The sequence below is a fragment of the Streptomyces coerulescens genome (assembly GCF_042657965.1).
Classification (GTDB): domain Bacteria; phylum Actinomycetota; class Actinomycetes; order Streptomycetales; family Streptomycetaceae; genus Streptomyces; species Streptomyces coerulescens.
This window is the reverse complement of sequence record NZ_JBHSKM010000001.1, coordinates 244692-261650: the sequence shown is the minus strand read 5'-3', so window position 1 is coordinate 261650 and position 16959 is coordinate 244692. Positions and strand designations below refer to the sequence as shown.

General features: G+C 71.3%; 15 protein-coding genes. 12 read left to right on the top strand and 3 right to left on the bottom strand.

The window, feature by feature from the left end; all coding sequences use genetic code 11:
• Nucleotides 1-15 precede the first annotated feature (15 nt).
• Nucleotides 16-738: a M50 family metallopeptidase gene (locus tag ACFPQ9_RS01145; protein WP_380844976.1), complete on the bottom strand. Its 723-nt coding sequence runs from the start codon at nucleotides 736-738 to the stop codon at nucleotides 16-18.
• A 170-nt stretch (nucleotides 739-908) separates the two neighbouring features.
• Nucleotides 909-4202, bottom strand: coding sequence for a helix-turn-helix transcriptional regulator (locus tag ACFPQ9_RS01140; RefSeq protein ID WP_380844973.1), 3294 nt, complete (start codon nucleotides 4200-4202; stop codon nucleotides 909-911).
• A 249-nt stretch (nucleotides 4203-4451) separates the two neighbouring features.
• Between ACFPQ9_RS01140 and ACFPQ9_RS01135 the strand changes: the two genes are divergently transcribed.
• The 12 genes from ACFPQ9_RS01135 (at nucleotide 4452) to ACFPQ9_RS01080 (ending at nucleotide 16036) form a co-directional block, all read left to right on the top strand.
• Nucleotides 4452-5093, top strand: coding sequence for a hypothetical protein (locus tag ACFPQ9_RS01135; RefSeq protein ID WP_380844970.1), 642 nt, complete (start codon nucleotides 4452-4454; stop codon nucleotides 5091-5093).
• 41 nt (nucleotides 5094-5134) lie between these two features.
• A complete protein-coding gene (locus ACFPQ9_RS01130; protein ID WP_380844967.1) occupies nucleotides 5135-5890 on the top strand; it encodes a dienelactone hydrolase family protein in 756 nt (251 codons plus the stop codon).
• A gap of 75 nt (nucleotides 5891-5965) precedes the next feature.
• On the top strand, nucleotides 5966-6781 hold the full coding sequence (locus tag ACFPQ9_RS01125) for an SOS response-associated peptidase (protein WP_380844964.1): 816 nt from the start codon (nucleotides 5966-5968) through the stop codon (nucleotides 6779-6781).
• A gap of 19 nt (nucleotides 6782-6800) precedes the next feature.
• Nucleotides 6801-7430 carry an alpha/beta hydrolase family protein gene (locus ACFPQ9_RS01120; protein ID WP_380845198.1) on the top strand — a complete coding sequence of 210 codons (630 nt, stop codon included), beginning with the start codon at nucleotides 6801-6803 and terminating at the stop codon, nucleotides 7428-7430.
• A gap of 257 nt (nucleotides 7431-7687) precedes the next feature.
• Nucleotides 7688-8383: an RNA polymerase sigma factor SigR gene (gene sigR, locus ACFPQ9_RS01115; RefSeq protein WP_380845195.1), complete on the top strand. Its 696-nt coding sequence runs from the start codon at nucleotides 7688-7690 to the stop codon at nucleotides 8381-8383.
• Complete coding sequence (rsrA, locus tag ACFPQ9_RS01110) at nucleotides 8380-8682, top strand: mycothiol system anti-sigma-R factor (protein WP_380844961.1); 303 nt, start codon at nucleotides 8380-8382, stop codon at nucleotides 8680-8682. Before sigR ends, rsrA begins: the two co-directional genes overlap by 4 nt.
• A 108-nt stretch (nucleotides 8683-8790) precedes the next feature.
• On the top strand, nucleotides 8791-10080 hold the full coding sequence (locus tag ACFPQ9_RS01105; protein WP_380844958.1) for an HD-GYP domain-containing protein: 1290 nt from the start codon (nucleotides 8791-8793) through the stop codon (nucleotides 10078-10080).
• Nucleotides 10077-11318: an HD-GYP domain-containing protein gene (locus tag ACFPQ9_RS01100; protein ID WP_380844955.1), complete on the top strand. Its 1242-nt coding sequence runs from the start codon at nucleotides 10077-10079 to the stop codon at nucleotides 11316-11318. The genes ACFPQ9_RS01105 and ACFPQ9_RS01100 overlap by 4 nt, the downstream gene beginning before the upstream one ends.
• 109 nt (nucleotides 11319-11427) lie before the next feature.
• Nucleotides 11428-12408: a tetratricopeptide repeat protein gene (locus ACFPQ9_RS01095; RefSeq protein ID WP_380844952.1), complete on the top strand. Its 981-nt coding sequence runs from the start codon at nucleotides 11428-11430 to the stop codon at nucleotides 12406-12408.
• A gap of 169 nt (nucleotides 12409-12577) precedes the next feature.
• Complete coding sequence (def, locus tag ACFPQ9_RS01090) at nucleotides 12578-13228, top strand: peptide deformylase (protein WP_380844949.1); 651 nt, start codon at nucleotides 12578-12580, stop codon at nucleotides 13226-13228.
• 298 nt (nucleotides 13229-13526) lie between these two features.
• Complete coding sequence (gene cyc1 / locus ACFPQ9_RS01085) at nucleotides 13527-14612, top strand: epi-isozizaene synthase (RefSeq protein WP_380844946.1); 1086 nt, start codon at nucleotides 13527-13529, stop codon at nucleotides 14610-14612.
• Nucleotides 14609-16036, top strand: a complete 1428-nt coding sequence (locus ACFPQ9_RS01080; RefSeq protein ID WP_380844943.1) for a bifunctional albaflavenone monooxygenase/terpene synthase — start codon at nucleotides 14609-14611, stop codon at nucleotides 16034-16036. Before cyc1 ends, ACFPQ9_RS01080 begins: the two co-directional genes overlap by 4 nt.
• Here the strand turns inward: ACFPQ9_RS01080 and ACFPQ9_RS01075 are convergent.
• Nucleotides 15972-16937 carry a helix-turn-helix domain-containing protein gene (locus ACFPQ9_RS01075; protein WP_380844940.1) on the bottom strand — a complete coding sequence of 322 codons (966 nt, stop codon included), beginning with the start codon at nucleotides 16935-16937 and terminating at the stop codon, nucleotides 15972-15974. The two genes, ACFPQ9_RS01080 and ACFPQ9_RS01075, sit on opposite strands and share 65 nt — an antisense overlap.
• Nucleotides 16938-16959: the final 22 nt, after the last annotated feature.

The window sequence follows — 16959 nt, the reverse complement described above, 5'->3', positions numbered from 1 at the left end:
CCCCTTCGGGACGCGTCACAGCTCCAGGAGCCACCTTCCCCCACCTATCAGGGAACACAACGACACCGCGTGGAACAGGAACAGCCACAATCCCGCCGGCACGTGCGTCAGCCGGGACAGCTGGTCCGCGTCCGAGTCGCCCGCGCCGCCCCGCGACCTCTTCGCCTGCAGTTCGAAGGCGGGCCGCACTCCGCCCACGAGGAGGAACCAGACGACGGTGTACGCGAACGCCGCCTGGATCTGGGGTCCCGCGAGCCACGAGACCACCACGAACGTGCCGCCCGTGAGGAACACCGTCAGCGCGCCGTACGCGTTGCGGATCATCACCAGCATCGCCACCAGCAGGATCGTCGCCAGCCACAGCAGCAGGGTGATACGGCCCGCGGCCAGCAGTGCCGCGCCGCCCAGGCCCAGCAGCGGGGGCGCCGTGTAGCCCGCGGCCGCGGTGAGGATCATGCCGATGCCGTGCGGCTTGCCCCGGCTGACGGTGAGGCCGCTGGTGTCGGAGTGCAGGCGTATGCCGGTCAGGGTCCGGCCGGTCAGCAGCGCGATCAGGCCGTGGCCGCCCTCGTGGGCGATCGTGATGGCGTTGCGTGACAGACGCCACAGGCCGTGCGGGACGACCACGACGAGCGCGGCGACCAGGGTGGCGATCACCACCCACAGGTCCGGGTCGGGCTGGGTGCCGGCGACCTCGTCCCAGAGGGAGGCGAGCGAGGCGGATGCGGTGCTGTCCATGTAAGGCTTTGGCTCCCTTGGGGTCGGATGGAAGCTGGCAGTCTGGCACGCGTGCCTGGGCGCTGGTTGAGACGCAGACTCGGCGGCGAACGTTCCTGGCGGCGAACGCGCAGGTCACAGCGCGGAGGTCGGGAATGCTCCGGGGAGTACGGGGAGTAGGGGAGTACGGGTCAGTGCCCGTCGGTGTACCGGCGTGCCAGGGCGATCAGAGCGGCCCGGCCGCTGCGGTCCGTGCGGTTCCTGAGACTTGCGAGGTGCTTCTCGACGGTCCGGGGCGAGAGGAAGAGGTGCTCGGCGATCTCCTGGTTGCCGAGCCCCCGGCCGAGCAGACGCAGCACCTCGTACTCCCGCGCGGTCACCCCCGCCCGACGCAGTTCCCGCGGAATCGTGTCGTGGCCCTGGCGGCGGCGGGGAACGGGAGAGCCGGCTTCCCGCAGCAGGGCGCGGCAGGCCGCCGACACCCGTGTCGTGCCCCGGTCGTGGAAGAACTGCTCGGCGGCGCACAGCCACTCCACCGGGTGCCCCCAGCCGTCGGCGAGCGCCGCGGAGGCGCCCAGGCGCAGACACAGGTGACGGGCCAGGGGGATGGCGTCGGTCCCGGCCAGTGCCTCCTCGGCCGCCTTGGCGGCCTCTCCGGCGCGGCCTTCACGGCCCAGCAGCACGGCCCGGGCCCACCCCGCGAAGGGCCGGTCCCAGTGGACCTGGCTGAGCCGGTCCGCGACGGCCCCGTCCAGCTCCGCCCAGCCGGCCGCGCCCCGCACGGTACGCAGGAGCAGGTACGGGCCCAGGAATCCGGTGACCCCGCGGGTGCTGGGCAGGGCGCGCATGGCCCGGTCCGCCTCGGTGAACTCGGCCAGCGCACGGTCGGGTTCCTCCCGCAGCAGGGAGCAGATGCCCTGGGCCCAGCCCCACACGGAGGTGTCGGCGTAGCCCCAGAGGGCTCCGGCGCTCCGTCCGGCCAGTGCGCTCTCCATGGCGTGCAGCGCGGCCTGGAGCTTCTCCCGCTCGCCACGGGAGGCGGCGATGATGGCGTCCACCCCGATGCCGATCAGCTGCACCTCGTCCAGCCGCAGTCTGCGGGCCGTCGTCCGCAGTCGCCGGGCGGCCTCCAGGGCCTGATCGTGCTCGTCGCGCAGCACATGGGCCTGCGCCAGATGCATGTCGGCCCAGGCCGTCATGAGCACGGCACCGGTCTCCTCGGCCGCCCTCCGCGCGGCCAGCAGCCGATCGGTCCCGGTGATCCTGATCCGGTCCAGTACACCGAGCTCCAGCAGGCCGCGTATCCGCCAGACCGGCAGCGCATGGGCGTCGGCCGTGGCCACCAGACGTGCGAACACCTTCTCCGTCCCGTCCAGATCCAGCGGCCGCAGGCAGTACCCCAGCATGTTCAGCGCCTTGCAGCTCACCTCCGGCAGCCCGACCGCCTCGGCGGTCGCCACGGCCCCTTCGGCCAGGGCCCTGGCGCTCTCCAGCCGGTCCGGGCGCTGCGAGTTGAGCACCAGGTGCGCGGCGACCGAGTCCAGGGCGGCGCGGGACGCCGGGTCCGGCTCGGCGCCTAGCAACTCCCGTGCCCGCCGTACGGAGGTCAGGCCCTCCTCCCACTGCTGTGCGGTGGCCGCGGCCCTGGCCCGGATCAGGAAACCCGCGGCGCGGCGGGCGGGCGGCGCACCCCACGAGGACAGGACATGGTCCAGCCGGTCGCCGAGTTCCGGGACGCGCCGGACGTCGCCCGTGAGGACGAGCGTTCCAAGGAGTTCCTCCAGCAGTCCGGCCAGGGCCTCGGGCGGGGCGTGCGCCGCGTCGGCGGTCAGCTCCAGGCCCCGGTCGAGGAGTTCCACCGCGGTCAGCAGAGCACCCCGCAGGACCGCCTGCCGGCCGGCTCGGGTGAGCAGTACGGCCGCCCGGGCCCGCTGCCCACCGGCGACGTACAGCTCCGCGGCCAAGCGGTACAGGTCGTCGCCGGGGTCACCGCCGACCGGACCACCGGGCTTCCCGGCCCGCCGGGCAGGAGGTCCCGCCTGGCCGTCGTCTCCGGCCTGCTGGCCAGGGGGTCCTGCCTGGCCGTCGTCCCTGGCCTGCCGGTGTCGGGCAGGACGTCCCGCCTGGCCGTCGTCTCCGGCCTGCTGGCCAGGAGGTCCTGCCTGGCCGTCGTCCCTGGCCTGCCGGTGTCGGGCAGGAGGTCCCGCCTGGCCGTCGTCTCCGGCCTGCTGGCCAGGAGGTCCTGCCCGGCCGTCGTCCCCGGCCTGCCGGGCAGGCCGGCCGGTGCCCCGCGGCCGGTGACCCGTCGCGTCGGCGGGCTCGATCGCGGTGGCGGGCTCGATCGCACCGGCCGACTCGATCGCGTCGGCGGCGGCGAGGCAGAGCGCCGCGCGTTCCGCGGGCAGCAGCCGGTGGGTGATGGCGTCGGCGGTCAGGGCGTGACGGAAGGAGTGCCAGCCGGGCTCCTCCGCGGTGGCGCCGTCGGTGACCAGATGGGCGTGTGCCGCCTGCCGCAGCTGGCGGAGCGCCGTCGTCCGGTCGAGGCCGGCGACGCGGGCGGCGATGTCCACGGGGAAGCGTCTGCCCAGGACGGCCGCCGCTTCCAGAAGTGCCACGCCCGGCGGTTCCAGGTGGTCCACGCGCTGGAGAACGGCGGCGGCGACCGTCCTGGGCACGCCGGCGTCCAGCGAGCCGGTCACCGTCCAGCCGCCGCCCTGCCCCCGCACGAGGCTGCCGCTGTCGACCATCGCGGTCAGCATCTCCTCCACGACGAAGGGGACACCCTCGGACACGGCGTGCAGCCGCTCCAGTACGGCTGCCGGTACCCTGCCCGCGTCGTCGTGGCCCAGACAGCGGGCCGCCAGTTCAGCGGTGTGCGCGGGGCCGAGGCCGGCGAGGCGCACGGTACGGGCCGTACGGCGGGACGCGGCGGCCTCGGCGAGGTCGAGGGCGGGACCGGGCCCACCGCGCAGGGTGGCCAGCAGAACGGCCCGCCGGCCGGGGAGGTTGTCCGTGAGGTAGTCGACGATGGTGAGCGTGTCGGCGTCCGCGTCGTGCAGGTCCTCCAGCACCAGGACACAGCCGCCGGAGCGTCCGAGGGCACCCAGGAGGCGCAGCACCGCCTCGGCGTAGCCCACCAGCGGCGCACCGTCCTGCGGCGCCAGCCCGCACAGCCGCGACAGCAGCGGCTCGTAGGGGCCCAGGTCACCGCCTTCGGGTGCCCCTTCGCCGCGCAGCCCGGAGAACACGGCCTCCGCCAGCGGTCGCAGCGGCACCGCCCGCCCGGCGGACGCGGCCCGCCCGCGCAGCACCCGCCATCCGGAGCGTGCGGCGGCGGCCGCGGTCTCCTCGACGAGGCGCGACTTGCCGATGCCCGGCTCGCCCAGCACGAACACCGACGAGCCCCGCCCCTCGCCCGCCGATGCCACCGCCGCGGTCAGAAGATCCCGCTCCGGTTCTCTGCCGACCAGTGCCGATGACGACAACGACGACACTCAGGCCCCCTGCGCCCTCTTCCGGGATGTCCCCCGCCGGCACCCGTCGAATACTCCTTCGAGCCCGCACAGCGTAGTACCCACGAGTCACGGTGGCCGCACCACTACATGGGGGTTCTTCCCCGATGTACGGGACCCCCGGTGGGCGGCACGCTTTCCTCCAGCAGGGCACGGGGGACAGGGCATGGCTCGGGGGACATGCCCTGCCTGCTGTTCTTTCTTCGATCGGGGGTTGCCGAGATGTCTTCCACGCCGCGTGGCGTCAGATGGATCACCGCCGGGCTTCTGGGCGTGGCGCTGTGCGGGTGCTCGTCGCTCACCGCCGGTACGGGAGGGGACACCGGCGGATCGCCGTCGGCGGGCTCGGCACCGGACGGACCGGACGTACCGGCGTTCGCCCAGGACCTGGAGCGGGTGTGCACGGACGGGCTCGGCTACCCGGGGCTGCCCGCCTACGACCGCACGAAGAAGACCGTGCACCCGGCGATGCTCATGAACAAGCCCGGCGACGACTGGTCGCAGTCCGAACCGTCCGCCGGCGACTTCCCGAAGGGCTGGTTCCTCGGCTACTCGGACAAGCCGGCCGAGGCCGAACTGGTCGTCTGCGTGGAGCGCACCAAGGCGACCGCGACCGGCAAGGTGTGCGACATGGAGGGCGACGGCGGCAAACCGTTCAAGGTACGTACGTACAACACCTCGTACCGCCTGAAGGTCGTCGAGGCGCGCACCGGCGAAGAGCTGTACCAGCACACGGGGGAGGCCAGGTCCGACGAGTGCCCGGTGTACATGCTCACCTCGAAGGGCGAGGACGCGGACAAGTACTACAACGAAGTGCGGCCCAGGGACTTCCGCGAGAACGTCCGGCCGTACATCGCGCCGTAGGCTGCGCGACGGCCGTCCCGTCCCCGCGTCCGGAGGACCGTATGCCCGCCACGACCAGCATCGTCGATCTCAGCGAGCTCAGCGCCGCCCGCGGTGGCTCCCGTCGGCTCACCGGCCATCTGACCCGGCCCGCCGGGCCGGGGCCCTGGCCCGGTGTCGTCGTGGTGCATGAGGCGCTGGGCGTCAATGACGTGATGCACCGGCAGACGGAGCGGCTGGCGAACGCCGGGTACCTCGTGCTGATGCCGGACCTGTTCACCGACGGAGGGGCCGTGCGCTGCCTGGTGCCGACCTTCCGGGCCGCCCTGACCGGACACGGCCGTGCCTTCCGCGACATCGGGGCCGCCCGCACCCGCCTCGCCCAGGATCCCGGCTGCACCGGACGGATCGGCATCATCGGCTTCTGCATGGGCGGTTCCTTCGCTCTCCTGGCCGTGAGCGACGGGGAGTTCGACGCCGCTTCCGTCAACTACGGCCGTCCGCCGAAGGATCTCGACGCAGCGCTCGACGGCTCCTGCCCCGTCGTCGCGAGCTACGGAGCCCGCGACCGGACGCTGCGCGGCGTGGCCCCCAGGCTGGAGGCGGCGCTCGACCGGCTCGCCGTCGTCCACGATGTCAAGGAGTACCCGGAGGCCGGGCACTCCTTCCTCAACGACGCCGAGGTCGGGCCGCGCGCGCTGCGTCCGCTGATGCGTGTCGCCGGGATCGGGCCGCACCCGGAGTCCGCCGCCGACGCCTGGCGGCGCATCGACGGCTTCTTCGCCGCACACCTCACAGCGGAAGACCGGACGGGCTGACCGACGGCGGAGCGCCGTGGCTCGTGCGGGAGCGGTCTGCCACTCTTGAACGTCAGCTCGGAGGGGTGAGTGCAGATGTGCGGACGGTATGCGGCCAGTCGTGGAGCCGAGGATCTCGCAGGAATCTTCGAGATCGAGAAGTGGGAGCCCGAGGAGACCCTCGAGGCGGACTACAACGTGGCTCCGACCAAGGAGGTCCACGTCGTCCTCGACCGCCCCTTGAAGGACGCGGAAGACCCGCGACCGGTCCGGCAGCTGCGCAAGCTGAAGTGGGGTCTGGTGCCCAGCTGGTCCAAGACCCCCGAGAGCGCCTTCAAGATGATCAACGCACGCGCGGAGACGGTGCACGAGAAGCCGTCGTACCGGCGGGCGTTCACCTCCCGGCGCTGCATCATCCCCGCCGACGGCTACTACGAATGGGTCACCGGCCGGCAGGAGCGGGACCTGGAGGTCGAGGGGAAGCGGAAGCGGCCGCGCAAGCAGCCGTACTTCGTGCTGCCCGCCGACGGCTCGGTGTTCGCGATGGCCGGGCTCTACGAGTTCTGGCGGGACTCCACCCTGCCCGACGAGCACCCGCAGGCCTGGTGGGTCACCTGCTCCGTCATCACCACGGAGGCCGAGACGACCCCGCTGGCCGTCGCACCCGAGGAGGGCCCGCACACGCTCGCCGAGATCCACCCCCGGATGCCGCTGATGCTGACGCCGGACCGCTGGGACGCCTGGCTCGACCCGTCCCGCAAGGACCCCGAGGAACTGCGCACCCTGCTCACCCCGCCGCCCGCCGGGCTGATGCGCGCCTACCCCGTCTCCACCCTGGTCAGCAACGTCCGCAACAACGGCCCGGAGCTGCTGAAGGAGCTGGACGGGCCCGAAGAGGGCACACTTTTCTGACGTGACGACCAAGTCTGACGTGACGACCGAGATCATCGGTACGGATGCGGGGGACGCCCGCATCACCTGGCACCCGGCGAGGAAGCCGCGCCTGGTCGTGGCCGCGAGCCACGGCGCCGGCGGCGGCATCGGGGCGCGCGACCTCGTGGCGCTCGCCGCGGTCCTGCCCGCCCACGGTGTGACCGTCGCCCTCGTCGAGCAGCCCTGGCGGGTGGCCGGCAAGAAGGTGGCGCCCGCGCCGAAGACGCTGGACGTCGGCTGGCGGGGCCTGTGGCCCGCGCTCGCCGCGCCCGGACTGCCCGTGATCTCCGGCGGCCGCAGCGCCGGCGCCCGCGTGGCCTGCCGTACGGCCGTCGGACTCGGCGCGCACGCCGTCCTCGCGCTCAGCTTCCCCCTGCACCCGCCGGGCAAGCCCGAGAAGTCCCGCGCCGAGGAGCTGCTCGGGTCCGGGGTGCCGACCCTGGTCGTGCAGGGCGGCAACGACCCCTTCGGGAAGCCGGAGGAGTTCCCGGACGGGGACTTCGAGCTGGTCGAGGTGGCCTACGGCGATCACGGCTTCGCCGTGCCCAAGCGGGCGCCGCTCGATCAGGACGCGGCCGTGGCGATCATCACTGATGCCGTGGTGAAGTGGGTCGGGTCACTGGGGTAAAGGTTCGGGAATGTTGCGGACCCGGCCTCTGTTGTGGCGGACACGGGTGCTGAAGCACCAGCGCCGACGTCGTGGGAGAGGAAGTCCGCCGCATGGGTTCGACCCACTGCCAGAGCCGCAGCAGCCGCGCCGACCTGGACTGGACGGTGCTGCACGCGGCCAAGACCACGCCTATTCGAGGGGCGGCAGGTACGGCAGGTCGTCTATCCTCCGATTCAGGTGGGACCGGTTTCGGCCCTGCCCGCAATCTTGAGGAGGTGGGTCCGGTTCCCGGTACCGACGCAGGGACCGACAACGGCCAGGCGGAGCAGCCCGAGGGCCTGGGCACGAGCGTGGACATGTCCGCGGAGTCGACCGCCGAGCGCAGCGCGCGCTTCGAGCGGGACGCGCTCGAATTCCTCGACCAGATGTATTCGGCCGCACTGCGCATGACGCGCAACCCGGCCGACGCGGAGGACCTGGTGCAGGAGACGTACGCCAAGGCGTACGCGTCCTTCCACCAGTTCCGCGAGGGGACCAACCTCAAGGCGTGGCTGTACCGGATCCTCACCAACACCTTCATCAACTCCTACCGCAAGAAGCAGCGTGAGCCGCAGCGTTCGGCGGCGGAGGAGATCGAGGACTGGCAGCTCGCCCGCGCCGAGTCGCACATGTCGACGGGTCTGCGCTCCGCGGAGTCGCAGGCGCTGGACCATCTGCCGGACTCGGACGTGAAGGAAGCGCTCCAGGCCATCCCCGAGGAATTCCGTATCGCCGTGTACCTGGCCGACGTAGAGGGCTTTGCGTACAAGGAGATCGCGGACATCATGGGGACACCCATCGGTACGGTGATGTCCCGGCTGCACCGGGGCCGCCGTCAACTGCGCGGCATGCTCGAGGACTACGCCCGTGAGCGTGGGCTGGTCCCGGCCGGCGCCGGAGAGTCGAACGAAGCGAAAGGCTCGGGCTCATGAGCTGCGGAGAGCCGCACGAGACGGACTGCTCTGAGGTACTCGATCATCTCTACGAGTTCCTCGACAGCGAGATGCCGGACGTCGACCGCGACAAGTTCAAGCAGCACTTCCGGGAGTGCTCGCCGTGCCTGGAGAAGTACGGGCTCGAAGAGGCCGTGAAGAAGCTGGTCAAGCGGTGCTGCGGACATGACGACGTGCCCACCGACCTGCGTTCGAAGGTCCTCGGACGGCTCGATCTGATCCGTTCGGGACAGGCCGTGCCCGAGCACGACGTCTCGGCCACGCCACAGGAATCCTGAACGCACACCCGTCACTCGAACGTGCTAATCCCCCGGTCGTAGGACCACGAACCTCCCCCTCGCCGCCCTAGGCTCCGATGCCTGAAGCGCGCGGCCGGGGAGGGGCGTATGGAGGCGACACCCGTACGGGCCCGTGTCTACATCGGCCTCGTCGCCCTCGGCGCCCTGTGCTGTCTGCACACACTGCCGTCGCCGCACATCCCCTGGTGGGCCGTGGTCCTGCTGGCCGCGCTCTACGCCGGGGGCGAGCGGCTGTCCGGCTCGTTCTACCCTGTGCTGCTCGCCGCCGCCTTCCTGCTGTCACCGTCCGCCGCCGCGCTGGTCGCGGTGCCGGGGGCGCTGATCACCCCGGCCGGCGGCCGGCCACAGCCACTGCGGCGGATGTGGCGGGCGGCCCAGCTGGTGGTCGCGGTATGGGCGGCCGCATGGGTGTACGGGGCGCTGGGCGAGCGGGACGCCGTGGCGGCGGCCGACTTCCCGCATGTGCTCGGGCACGCCGGAGCAGCGGTCCTGGCGTTCTGCCTGGTCCTGACCGCCCTCGACGGCGGGATCCTCGCGCTCGCCGAGCGCCGGCCCCTGCGCCGGGCCTGGCGCGAGCTGTTCCCGCGCTCGCTCGCGCCGATCGCCGTGCACGGTCTCGCCGGCCTGATGATGGCCGTGCTGTGGCGCAGTCCCTACGGCCCCGTGTCCGCGCTGCTCGTGCTGCTGCCCATGTGCGTGTCGTGGTGGGCGTTCGCCCAGTACCACCGGGAACGCGCGGCCCATCAGGCCACCATCCGGGCGCTCGTGCAGGCCGTCGACATCAAGGACGGCTACACCCGAGGCCACAGCGAGCGGGTCGGACAGGCCACCATGATGATCGCGCGTGAGCTGGGCCTCGCCGACGAGCGGGTCGAGGTGCTGCGCTTCGCCGGGATCCTGCACGACGTCGGCAAGCTGGGCGTGCCCACCCGGCTGCTGCGCAAGAGCGGGCCGCTGACGCCCGAGGAGCGCCGGGTCATCGAGCTGCACCCCGAGTACGGACACGAGATGGTCCGCGGGATCTCCTTCCTCGGCGAGGCGCGGGCCGCCGTACTGCATCACCATGAGCGGCTGGACGGCACCGGGTACCCCTACGGGCTGAGCGGGAGTCAGATCCCGGAGTCGGCACGCGTGGTGGCGGTCGCGGACGCCTTCGACGCGATGACGTCGACCCGGTCCTACTCGCGGGCCCGCCCCGTGTCCGTCGCCCTGCGGGAGCTGGAGAAGTGCGCGGGCTCTCAGTTCGACCCCCGGATGGTCACCGCCCTCGTCCGGGCCGTCGACCAGCACGGCTGGCACCCCGCAGTGACCGCCGACGAGAGAGCCGCGCTCGTGCTCCGCCCGCAGGTCGCAGGCGCCCCCGGGGCGCACCGATGAGCGGCCCACGGCCACCCGCCCTGCTCACTGCCGTCCGCGGCTGTGCCGCCCTCCTCGCCACGGGCTGTCTGCTCGGCATGCTGGGGAACGGCCTCGTCGACCGCGGCATCGCCCTCGCGTTCGGGACTCTTGTCACTCTCGGTGAGCTCACCCGCTGGACCGGTGCCGAAGGCAGGGAGACCGCGCCGCTCGGAGCCGCCGCCGCGCTGTCGTACGCCCTGCTGGGGGAGAGCGGCGGTGAGCCCAGCCGGCACGGCGTCGCCCAGGTCGTCTGTGTCGTCCTGGCCGCCTCGCTGCTCGGCTGCGTCCCGCACATCGCGCGCGGTCGCCCCGTGCTGGACCATCTCGCCCGGCGTGTGCTCACCGTCGGCTTCGCCGCCGCCTGCTTCCAACCCCTGTTCAACCAGGGCACGTTCCACGGCTGGGGCACCTCCTACGCGCTGCTCCTGCTGGCGATCCTCACCCTCACCACCCTGTGCGACGCCGTGCTCGCGGCCGCGCTGGCGCACGCGCGCACCCGGTGGCCCTTCGGGCCGCTGCTGCGCGACGAGCTGCGGGCGACCCTCGGGGTCGGGTCGGCCGTCTGCGCGACGGGCGCGGTGATGGCGCCGGCGGTCGCGGTGGTCGGGCTGTGGGCGCTGCCCGTCTTCTCGTTGCCCCTGCTGCTCACGCAGATGTCCGTCCGCCGGTACGCCGCGGTGCGGACCACCTACCGGCAGACCATCGCCTCACTCGCCCGGGCCACCGAGATCGCCGGGTACACCCCGGTGGGACACGCCCGGCGGGTGGCGGCGCTCAGCAGGGAGGTCGGGCGGGAGATGGGCCTGTCGGAGGCCGAGCTCACCGTGCTGGAGCACGCGGCCCTCATGCACGACATCGGGCAGCTCAGCCTGCTCGACCCGGTGCCGGCCGGCGCCACCGCCGTACTGCCCGTCGAGGAGCAGCGCAGGATCGCGCTGCTCGGCGGGGCGGTCGTACGGCAGACCGGGGTGAGTCCGCAGGTCGCGACGGTCGTGGAGCGGCTCGCCGACCCCGGTCCCGAGCAACCGGTCGCCGCGCGGATCGTGCGGGCGGTCAACGCCTACGAGGAGAAGGCGCGGGGCGCCGGGCCGGGCGGGCCGCTGAAGGCCCTGGAGGAGCTGCGCCTTGCCACCGCCGGGGACTACTCGCCGGAGGTGGTGGGGTCACTGGCGACGGTCCTGTCCAGAGACGGTCTGACAGGGCCTGGTGCGGGGTAACCCATGGGTAATGAGCGCCCTTCCAGCCGTACGTGGTTGGATGCGAATGAGAGTGTGTCCGGGGGCGAGCACTAGCCAGCCCACTCCACGGAACTGGCAGGCGGGAATCGTGAGGATCTTCGGCAAGGGACGGCACAGGCCCTCCGCCTCCTGGCGGCAGGCCACCGACCGGGCGTTCACGCTCATCGGCGACGGCCGGTACGAGGACGCGGGCGCGCTGCTGACACGTGCCGCCGATCTGGAGCCCTGGCTTTCGGAGTCCTGGTTCAACCTCGCGCTGCTGCACAAGTTCCGGCACGACTGGGAACAGGCCCGGGCGGCCGGACTGCGTGCCGTGGCGCTGCTCGACCGGGAGACCGGGGCGCCCGACTGGTGGAACGTCGGCATCGCGGCCACCGCCCTGCAGGACTGGCCGCTGGCCCGGCGGGCCTGGCAGGCCTACGGGCTGCGGGTGCCCGGTGGGGCGACCGAGTCCGGCGAGCCGGTCGGCATGGACCTCGGCAGCGCGGCCGTACGGCTGTCCCCGGAGGGGGAGGCCGAGGTCGTGTGGGGGCGACGGCTCGACCCCGCCCGGATCGAGGTCCTGTCGATTCCGCTGCCGTCCTCCGGGCGGCGCTGGGGCGAGGTCGTGCTGCACGACGGGGTGCCGCACGGTGAGCGGACCACGGCGTCCGGGCACGCCTTCCCCGTCTTCGACGAGATCGAGCTGTGGGCGCCCTCGCCCGTGCCCACCTGGGTGGTTCTCCTGGAGGCCGCCACCGAGGCGGACCGGGACGCGCTGGAGCAGCTGGCCGCGGACGCGGGGTTTGCCGCCGAGGACTGGTCTTCCTCGGTGCGGTTGCTGTGCCGGATGTGTTCCGAGTCGCGGATGCCGTCCGATGAGGGCGACGGGGAGCATCTGGATCCGCACGATCACAGTGAGCCGGGGCATCCCGGGCCGCTGGGGCATCGGACGGACGGGCAGCTGTGGGTGCCGGAGCGGGAGTGTGGTGTTGCCGCCCCGGCCGCCTTGGTGCGGGGGTTGCTGGACGGGTGGGTTGCGGACAGTCCGGATTCCAGGGATTGGCGGGACTTGGAAGAGGTCTGCTAGTCGCCGTTGGGGCCAGGTCGTCAGCAGGCCACAGGCTGTGTGCGGCCGGTCGCGCCCACGCGGCGGAGCCGCATATCGACACAGTCCCGCGCCCCTTCGGGGGCGCGACTCCCCGTACCCTGTATCAGCACCACACCCCCTGTTTTTCTGAGGAAGGCATACGTCGGTCATGGCCCAGCAGGACACCGAGCAGCAGCACGCGGGCGTGCTCCCCGTGGACGACGAGGGGTTCGTCGTCGACACCGAGGACACGGAGGAGCGCGAGAACGCCTGGCGTGAGCGCGGCACCTCGCGGCCGATCACCGTGGTGGGGAACCCGGTCCTGCACAAGGAGTGCAAGGACGTCACCGAGTTCGGCGCCGAGCTGGACCGGCTGGTGGCGGACATGTTCGCCTCGCAGCGCACCGCCGAGGGCGTGGGTCTGGCCGCCAACCAGATCGGCGTCGACCTGAAGGTCTTCGTCTACGACTGCATGGACGACGAGGGCAAGCGGCACGTCGGCGTCGTCTGCAACCCGAAGCTCGTCGAGCTGCCCGCCGAGCGGCGCCGGCTGGACGACAGCAACGAGGGCTGCCTGTCCGTGCCGACCGCGTACGCGCCGCTCGCCCGGCCCGACTACGCCGAGGTGACGGGGCAGGACGAGAAGGGCAACCCGATCAAGGTGCGCGGCACGGGCTACTTCGCTCGGTGTTTGCAGCACGAGACGGACCACCTGTACGGGTACCTCTACATCGACCGGCTCTCCAAGCGCGAGCGCAAGGACGCGCTGCGGCAGATGGCCGAGAACGAGCCCCGCTACCCCGTGGTCGCCAACGACTGAGAAGGCTCTTCGGCCCCACACGTCACTTACGCACGGCGCCTGGTCAGGTTCCCCCTCCTGACCAGGCGCCGTTCGCATGTCCGTCGCATGTTCGAACCCATACACGCAAGTAGTGATCCAGATCCAGTCACAAAGAGGGAGAATCTCGGCACTCGGGGGTAGTGAAAGAAGCAAATCCGTTCCCAAAACGGTCAGTTATGGTGCTGAATGGAAGTGCGGGGATACGCGACGGCGCACGCCCGGCACTGCGCCAGGGGCGTGCACGACTGCACAACTGGCGGCTGAGAGGAGTTTGTTCGTGCATGCTTTCTCGGACAGCACCACAGCGACACCGACGGCGGTCCCGGTTCCACCGTCGCTCTCTCTCCCGATGATCGAAGCGGCCTTTCCCAGGCAACTGCATCCGTATTGGCCCCAGCTCCAGGAGAAGACCCGTGCCTGGCTGCTTGAAAAACGGCTGATGCCGGCCGACAAGGTCGAAGAATATGCCGACGGCCTTTGCTACACGGACCTGATGGCGGGGTACTACATTGGTGCGCCCAACGACGTGCTCCAGGCGATTGCGGACTACAGCGCGTGGTTCTTCGTCTGGGACGACCGGCACGACCGCGACATCGTCCACCGACGCCCCGTCGCCTGGCGACGGCTCAGAGACCTGCTGCACCGGGCGCTCGAATCCCCCGAGGACCATCTGCACCATGCGGACCCGCTGGTCGCGGGGTTCGCGGACAGTGTGAGGCGGTTGTACTCGTTCCTGACCGATACCTGGAACATCCGGTTCGCCCGGCACTTCCACGCCGTGATCGAGGCGTACGACCAGGAGTTCCGCAACCGCAGCGAAGGGATAATACCCAGCGTCGAGGAATACCTCGAACTGCGCCGGCTCACATTCGCCCACGCGATCTGGACCGATCTGCTGGAGCCGAGCGCAGGAATGGAACTGCCGGACTCCGTACGACAACATCCCGCATTTCGACGGGCGGCTCTGCTGAGCCAGGAATTCGCCGCCTGGTACAACGATCTGTGTTCATTCCCGAAGGAAATAGCGGGCGACGAGGTGCACAATCTCGGAATCAGTCTCATCACCCACAAGGGGCTGACGCTCGAAGAGACGGTGACGGAAGTAAGGCGACGCGTCGAGGACTGCGTCTCCGATTTCCTGGCGGCCGAGCGGGAGGCCCTGGAATTCGCGGACCTGCTCGCCGACGGAACCTTGTGGGGCAGAGAACTCGGCGCCGCCGTGCGCGCCTGCGTCGGCAATATGCGCAACTGGTTCAGCTCCGTCTACTGGTTCCACCACGAGTCCGGCCGTTACCGGGTCGACAGCTGGGACGACCGGTCCACGCCCCCGTACGTCAACAACGAAGCGGCAGGTGAGAAATGACCGTCGAGTCGGTACGTCCCGAGGCCCAGCCGGTTGCGGCTGCCCAACTGCGTGAACCGCCCCTCGCGGGCGGGGGAGTTCCGCTTCTCGGCCACGGCTGGCGGATGGTGCGTGATCCGCTGGCCTTCATGACGACGCTGCGCGAGCACGGCGACGTCGTACGGATCAAGCTCGGACCGAAGACGGTGTACGCCCTCACCACGCCGGACCTCACCGGCGCGCTGGCGCTGAGCACCGACTTCCATGTCGCCGGGCCGCTGTGGGAATCGCTGGAGAGCCTGCTCGGCAAGGAGGGCGTGGCCACCGCCAACGGCCCCCGTCACCGGCGTCAGCGGCGTACCATCCAGCCCGCCTTCCGGCTCGACGCGATCCCCGGCTACGGGCCGATCATGGCCGAGGAGGCGCATGCGCTGACCGAGCGCTGGCAGCCCGGCGAGACCATCGACTGCACCGCCGAGTCCTTCCGGATCGCCGTGCGGATCGTCGCCCGGTGTCTGCTGCGCGGCGCGTACATGGACGAGCGGGCCGACCGGCTGTGCGCCGCGCTCGACACCCTCTTCCGCAGTATGTACCGGCGGATGGTGATCCCGCTCGGGCCGCTTTACAAGCTGCCTCTCCCAGCCAACCGCGCATTCGACCGCGCCCTGGCCGATTTCCATCTCCTGGTCGACGAGGTCGTCGCCGAACGCCGGGCATCCGGTCAAAAGCCGGACGATTTGCTGACGGCATTGCTGGAGGCGAAGGACGGGAATGGCGACCCCATCGGGGAGCAGGAGATCCACGATCAGGTCGTCGCGATATTCACCGCGGGCGCCGAAACCGTGGCCTCCACGATCTTGTGGCTGCTCCATGTGCTCGCGGAACACCCGGAACACGCCGACAAGATACGCGCGGAGACCGAATCCGTCACCGGCGGGCGTCCCGTGGCATTCGAGGACGTACGCAGCCTGCGGCACACCAACAATGTCGTGGTGGAGGCGATGCGTTTGCGCCCCGCGATCTGGATTCTCACACGACGGGCGGTGACCGATACGTCACTCGGTGGCTATCGCATTCCGGCCGGAGCCGACATCGTCTACAGCCCCTACGCCGTCCAGCGCGACCCGAAGTCCTACGCGCGCAACCTCGACTTCGACCCCGACCGCTGGCTTCCGGAACGGGCGAAGGAGGTGCCGAAATACGCCATGAGCCCGTTCGGCGTCGGCAACCGCAAGTGCCCGAGCGACCACTTCTCCATGGCGATGCTGACGCTGATCACGTCGGCCCTGTCCACGGAGTACCGGTTCGAGCAGGTGCCCGCTTCCAACGACGCGACGCGGGTCGGGATCACGCTGCACCCGCACACCCTGCTGCTGCGGCCTATGCGGCGGTCGGCCCCCGGAACGTCCGACGGTACGCCTGGGGCGTCGTCCCCAGCGCCGTGACGAACTGATGGCGCAGCGCGGCCGCGGTGCCGAACCCCGTCCGGCCCGCGATCGCGTCCACCGTCTCGTCCGTCGCTTCCAGCAACTCCTGTGCCAGCAGTACACGTTGACGCAGGATCCAGCGGTAGGGAGTCGTCCCCGTCTCCTGCTGGAAGCGGCGGGCGAAGGTGCGCGGGGACATGTGCGCGCGCTCGGCGAGGTGCTCGACCGTGACGTCCTCGTCGAGATGGCGCTCCATCCAGCCCAGCACCTCGCCGACCGTGTCGCACCGGGTGCGCGGCAGCGGGCGCTCGATGTACTGGGCCTGTCCGCCGTCCCGGTGCGGCGGCACCACCATGCGCCGGGCGATCTTGTTGGCGACCTCCGGCCCCTGCTCCTGGCGCACGATGTGCAGACAGGCGTCGATACCGGCGGCGGTGCCGGCGCTGGTGACCACCGGCCCTTCGTCGACGTACAGCACATCGGGCTGGACGATCGCTCCGGGGTGCTGCCGGGACAGCTCATCGGCGTGCTTCCAGTGCGCACTGCACCGCCGCCCGTCGAGCAGCCCGGCCGCGCCCAGCACGAAGACGCCGGAGCACACGCTGAGCACCCGCGCACCCCGCTCGACCGCTCTGACCAGGCAGTCCAGCAGCTCGGGCGGATAGTCGCGCACGACATAGTCGCGGCCGGCCGGCAGCGCGATCAGGTCGGCCTCCTCCAGCCGCTCCAGACCGTACGGCGTGGAGACGGAGAGTCCGCCGACATGGGTGCCCAGCGTCGGCCCCTCCGCCGAGACGACGGCGAAGTCGTACGTGGGCAGCCCTTCGTCGCTGCGGTCGATGCCGAACACCTCGCAGACGACGCCCAGTTCAAAGGGGTGAACACCGTCGAGGAGGACGGCGGCGACGTTCTTCAACATGCTGCCAGTGTGCCTCGCCATT

Coding starts and splice junctions, on each gene's coding strand:
- ACFPQ9_RS01145 (WP_380844976.1), bottom strand. CDS start 738: ATGGACAGCACCGCATCCGCCTCGCTCGCCTCCCTCTGGGACGAGGTC.
- ACFPQ9_RS01135 (WP_380844970.1), top strand. CDS start 4,452: ATGTCTTCCACGCCGCGTGGCGTCAGATGGATCACCGCCGGGCTTCTG.
- ACFPQ9_RS01130 (WP_380844967.1), top strand. CDS start 5,135: ATGCCCGCCACGACCAGCATCGTCGATCTCAGCGAGCTCAGCGCCGCC.
- ACFPQ9_RS01125 (WP_380844964.1), top strand. CDS start 5,966: ATGTGCGGACGGTATGCGGCCAGTCGTGGAGCCGAGGATCTCGCAGGA.
- rsrA (WP_380844961.1), top strand. CDS start 8,380: ATGAGCTGCGGAGAGCCGCACGAGACGGACTGCTCTGAGGTACTCGAT.
- ACFPQ9_RS01105 (WP_380844958.1), top strand. CDS start 8,791: ATGGAGGCGACACCCGTACGGGCCCGTGTCTACATCGGCCTCGTCGCC.
- ACFPQ9_RS01100 (WP_380844955.1), top strand. CDS start 10,077: ATGAGCGGCCCACGGCCACCCGCCCTGCTCACTGCCGTCCGCGGCTGT.
- def (WP_380844949.1), top strand. CDS start 12,578: ATGGCCCAGCAGGACACCGAGCAGCAGCACGCGGGCGTGCTCCCCGTG.
- ACFPQ9_RS01080 (WP_380844943.1), top strand. CDS start 14,609: ATGACCGTCGAGTCGGTACGTCCCGAGGCCCAGCCGGTTGCGGCTGCC.
- ACFPQ9_RS01075 (WP_380844940.1), bottom strand. CDS start 16,937: ATGTTGAAGAACGTCGCCGCCGTCCTCCTCGACGGTGTTCACCCCTTT.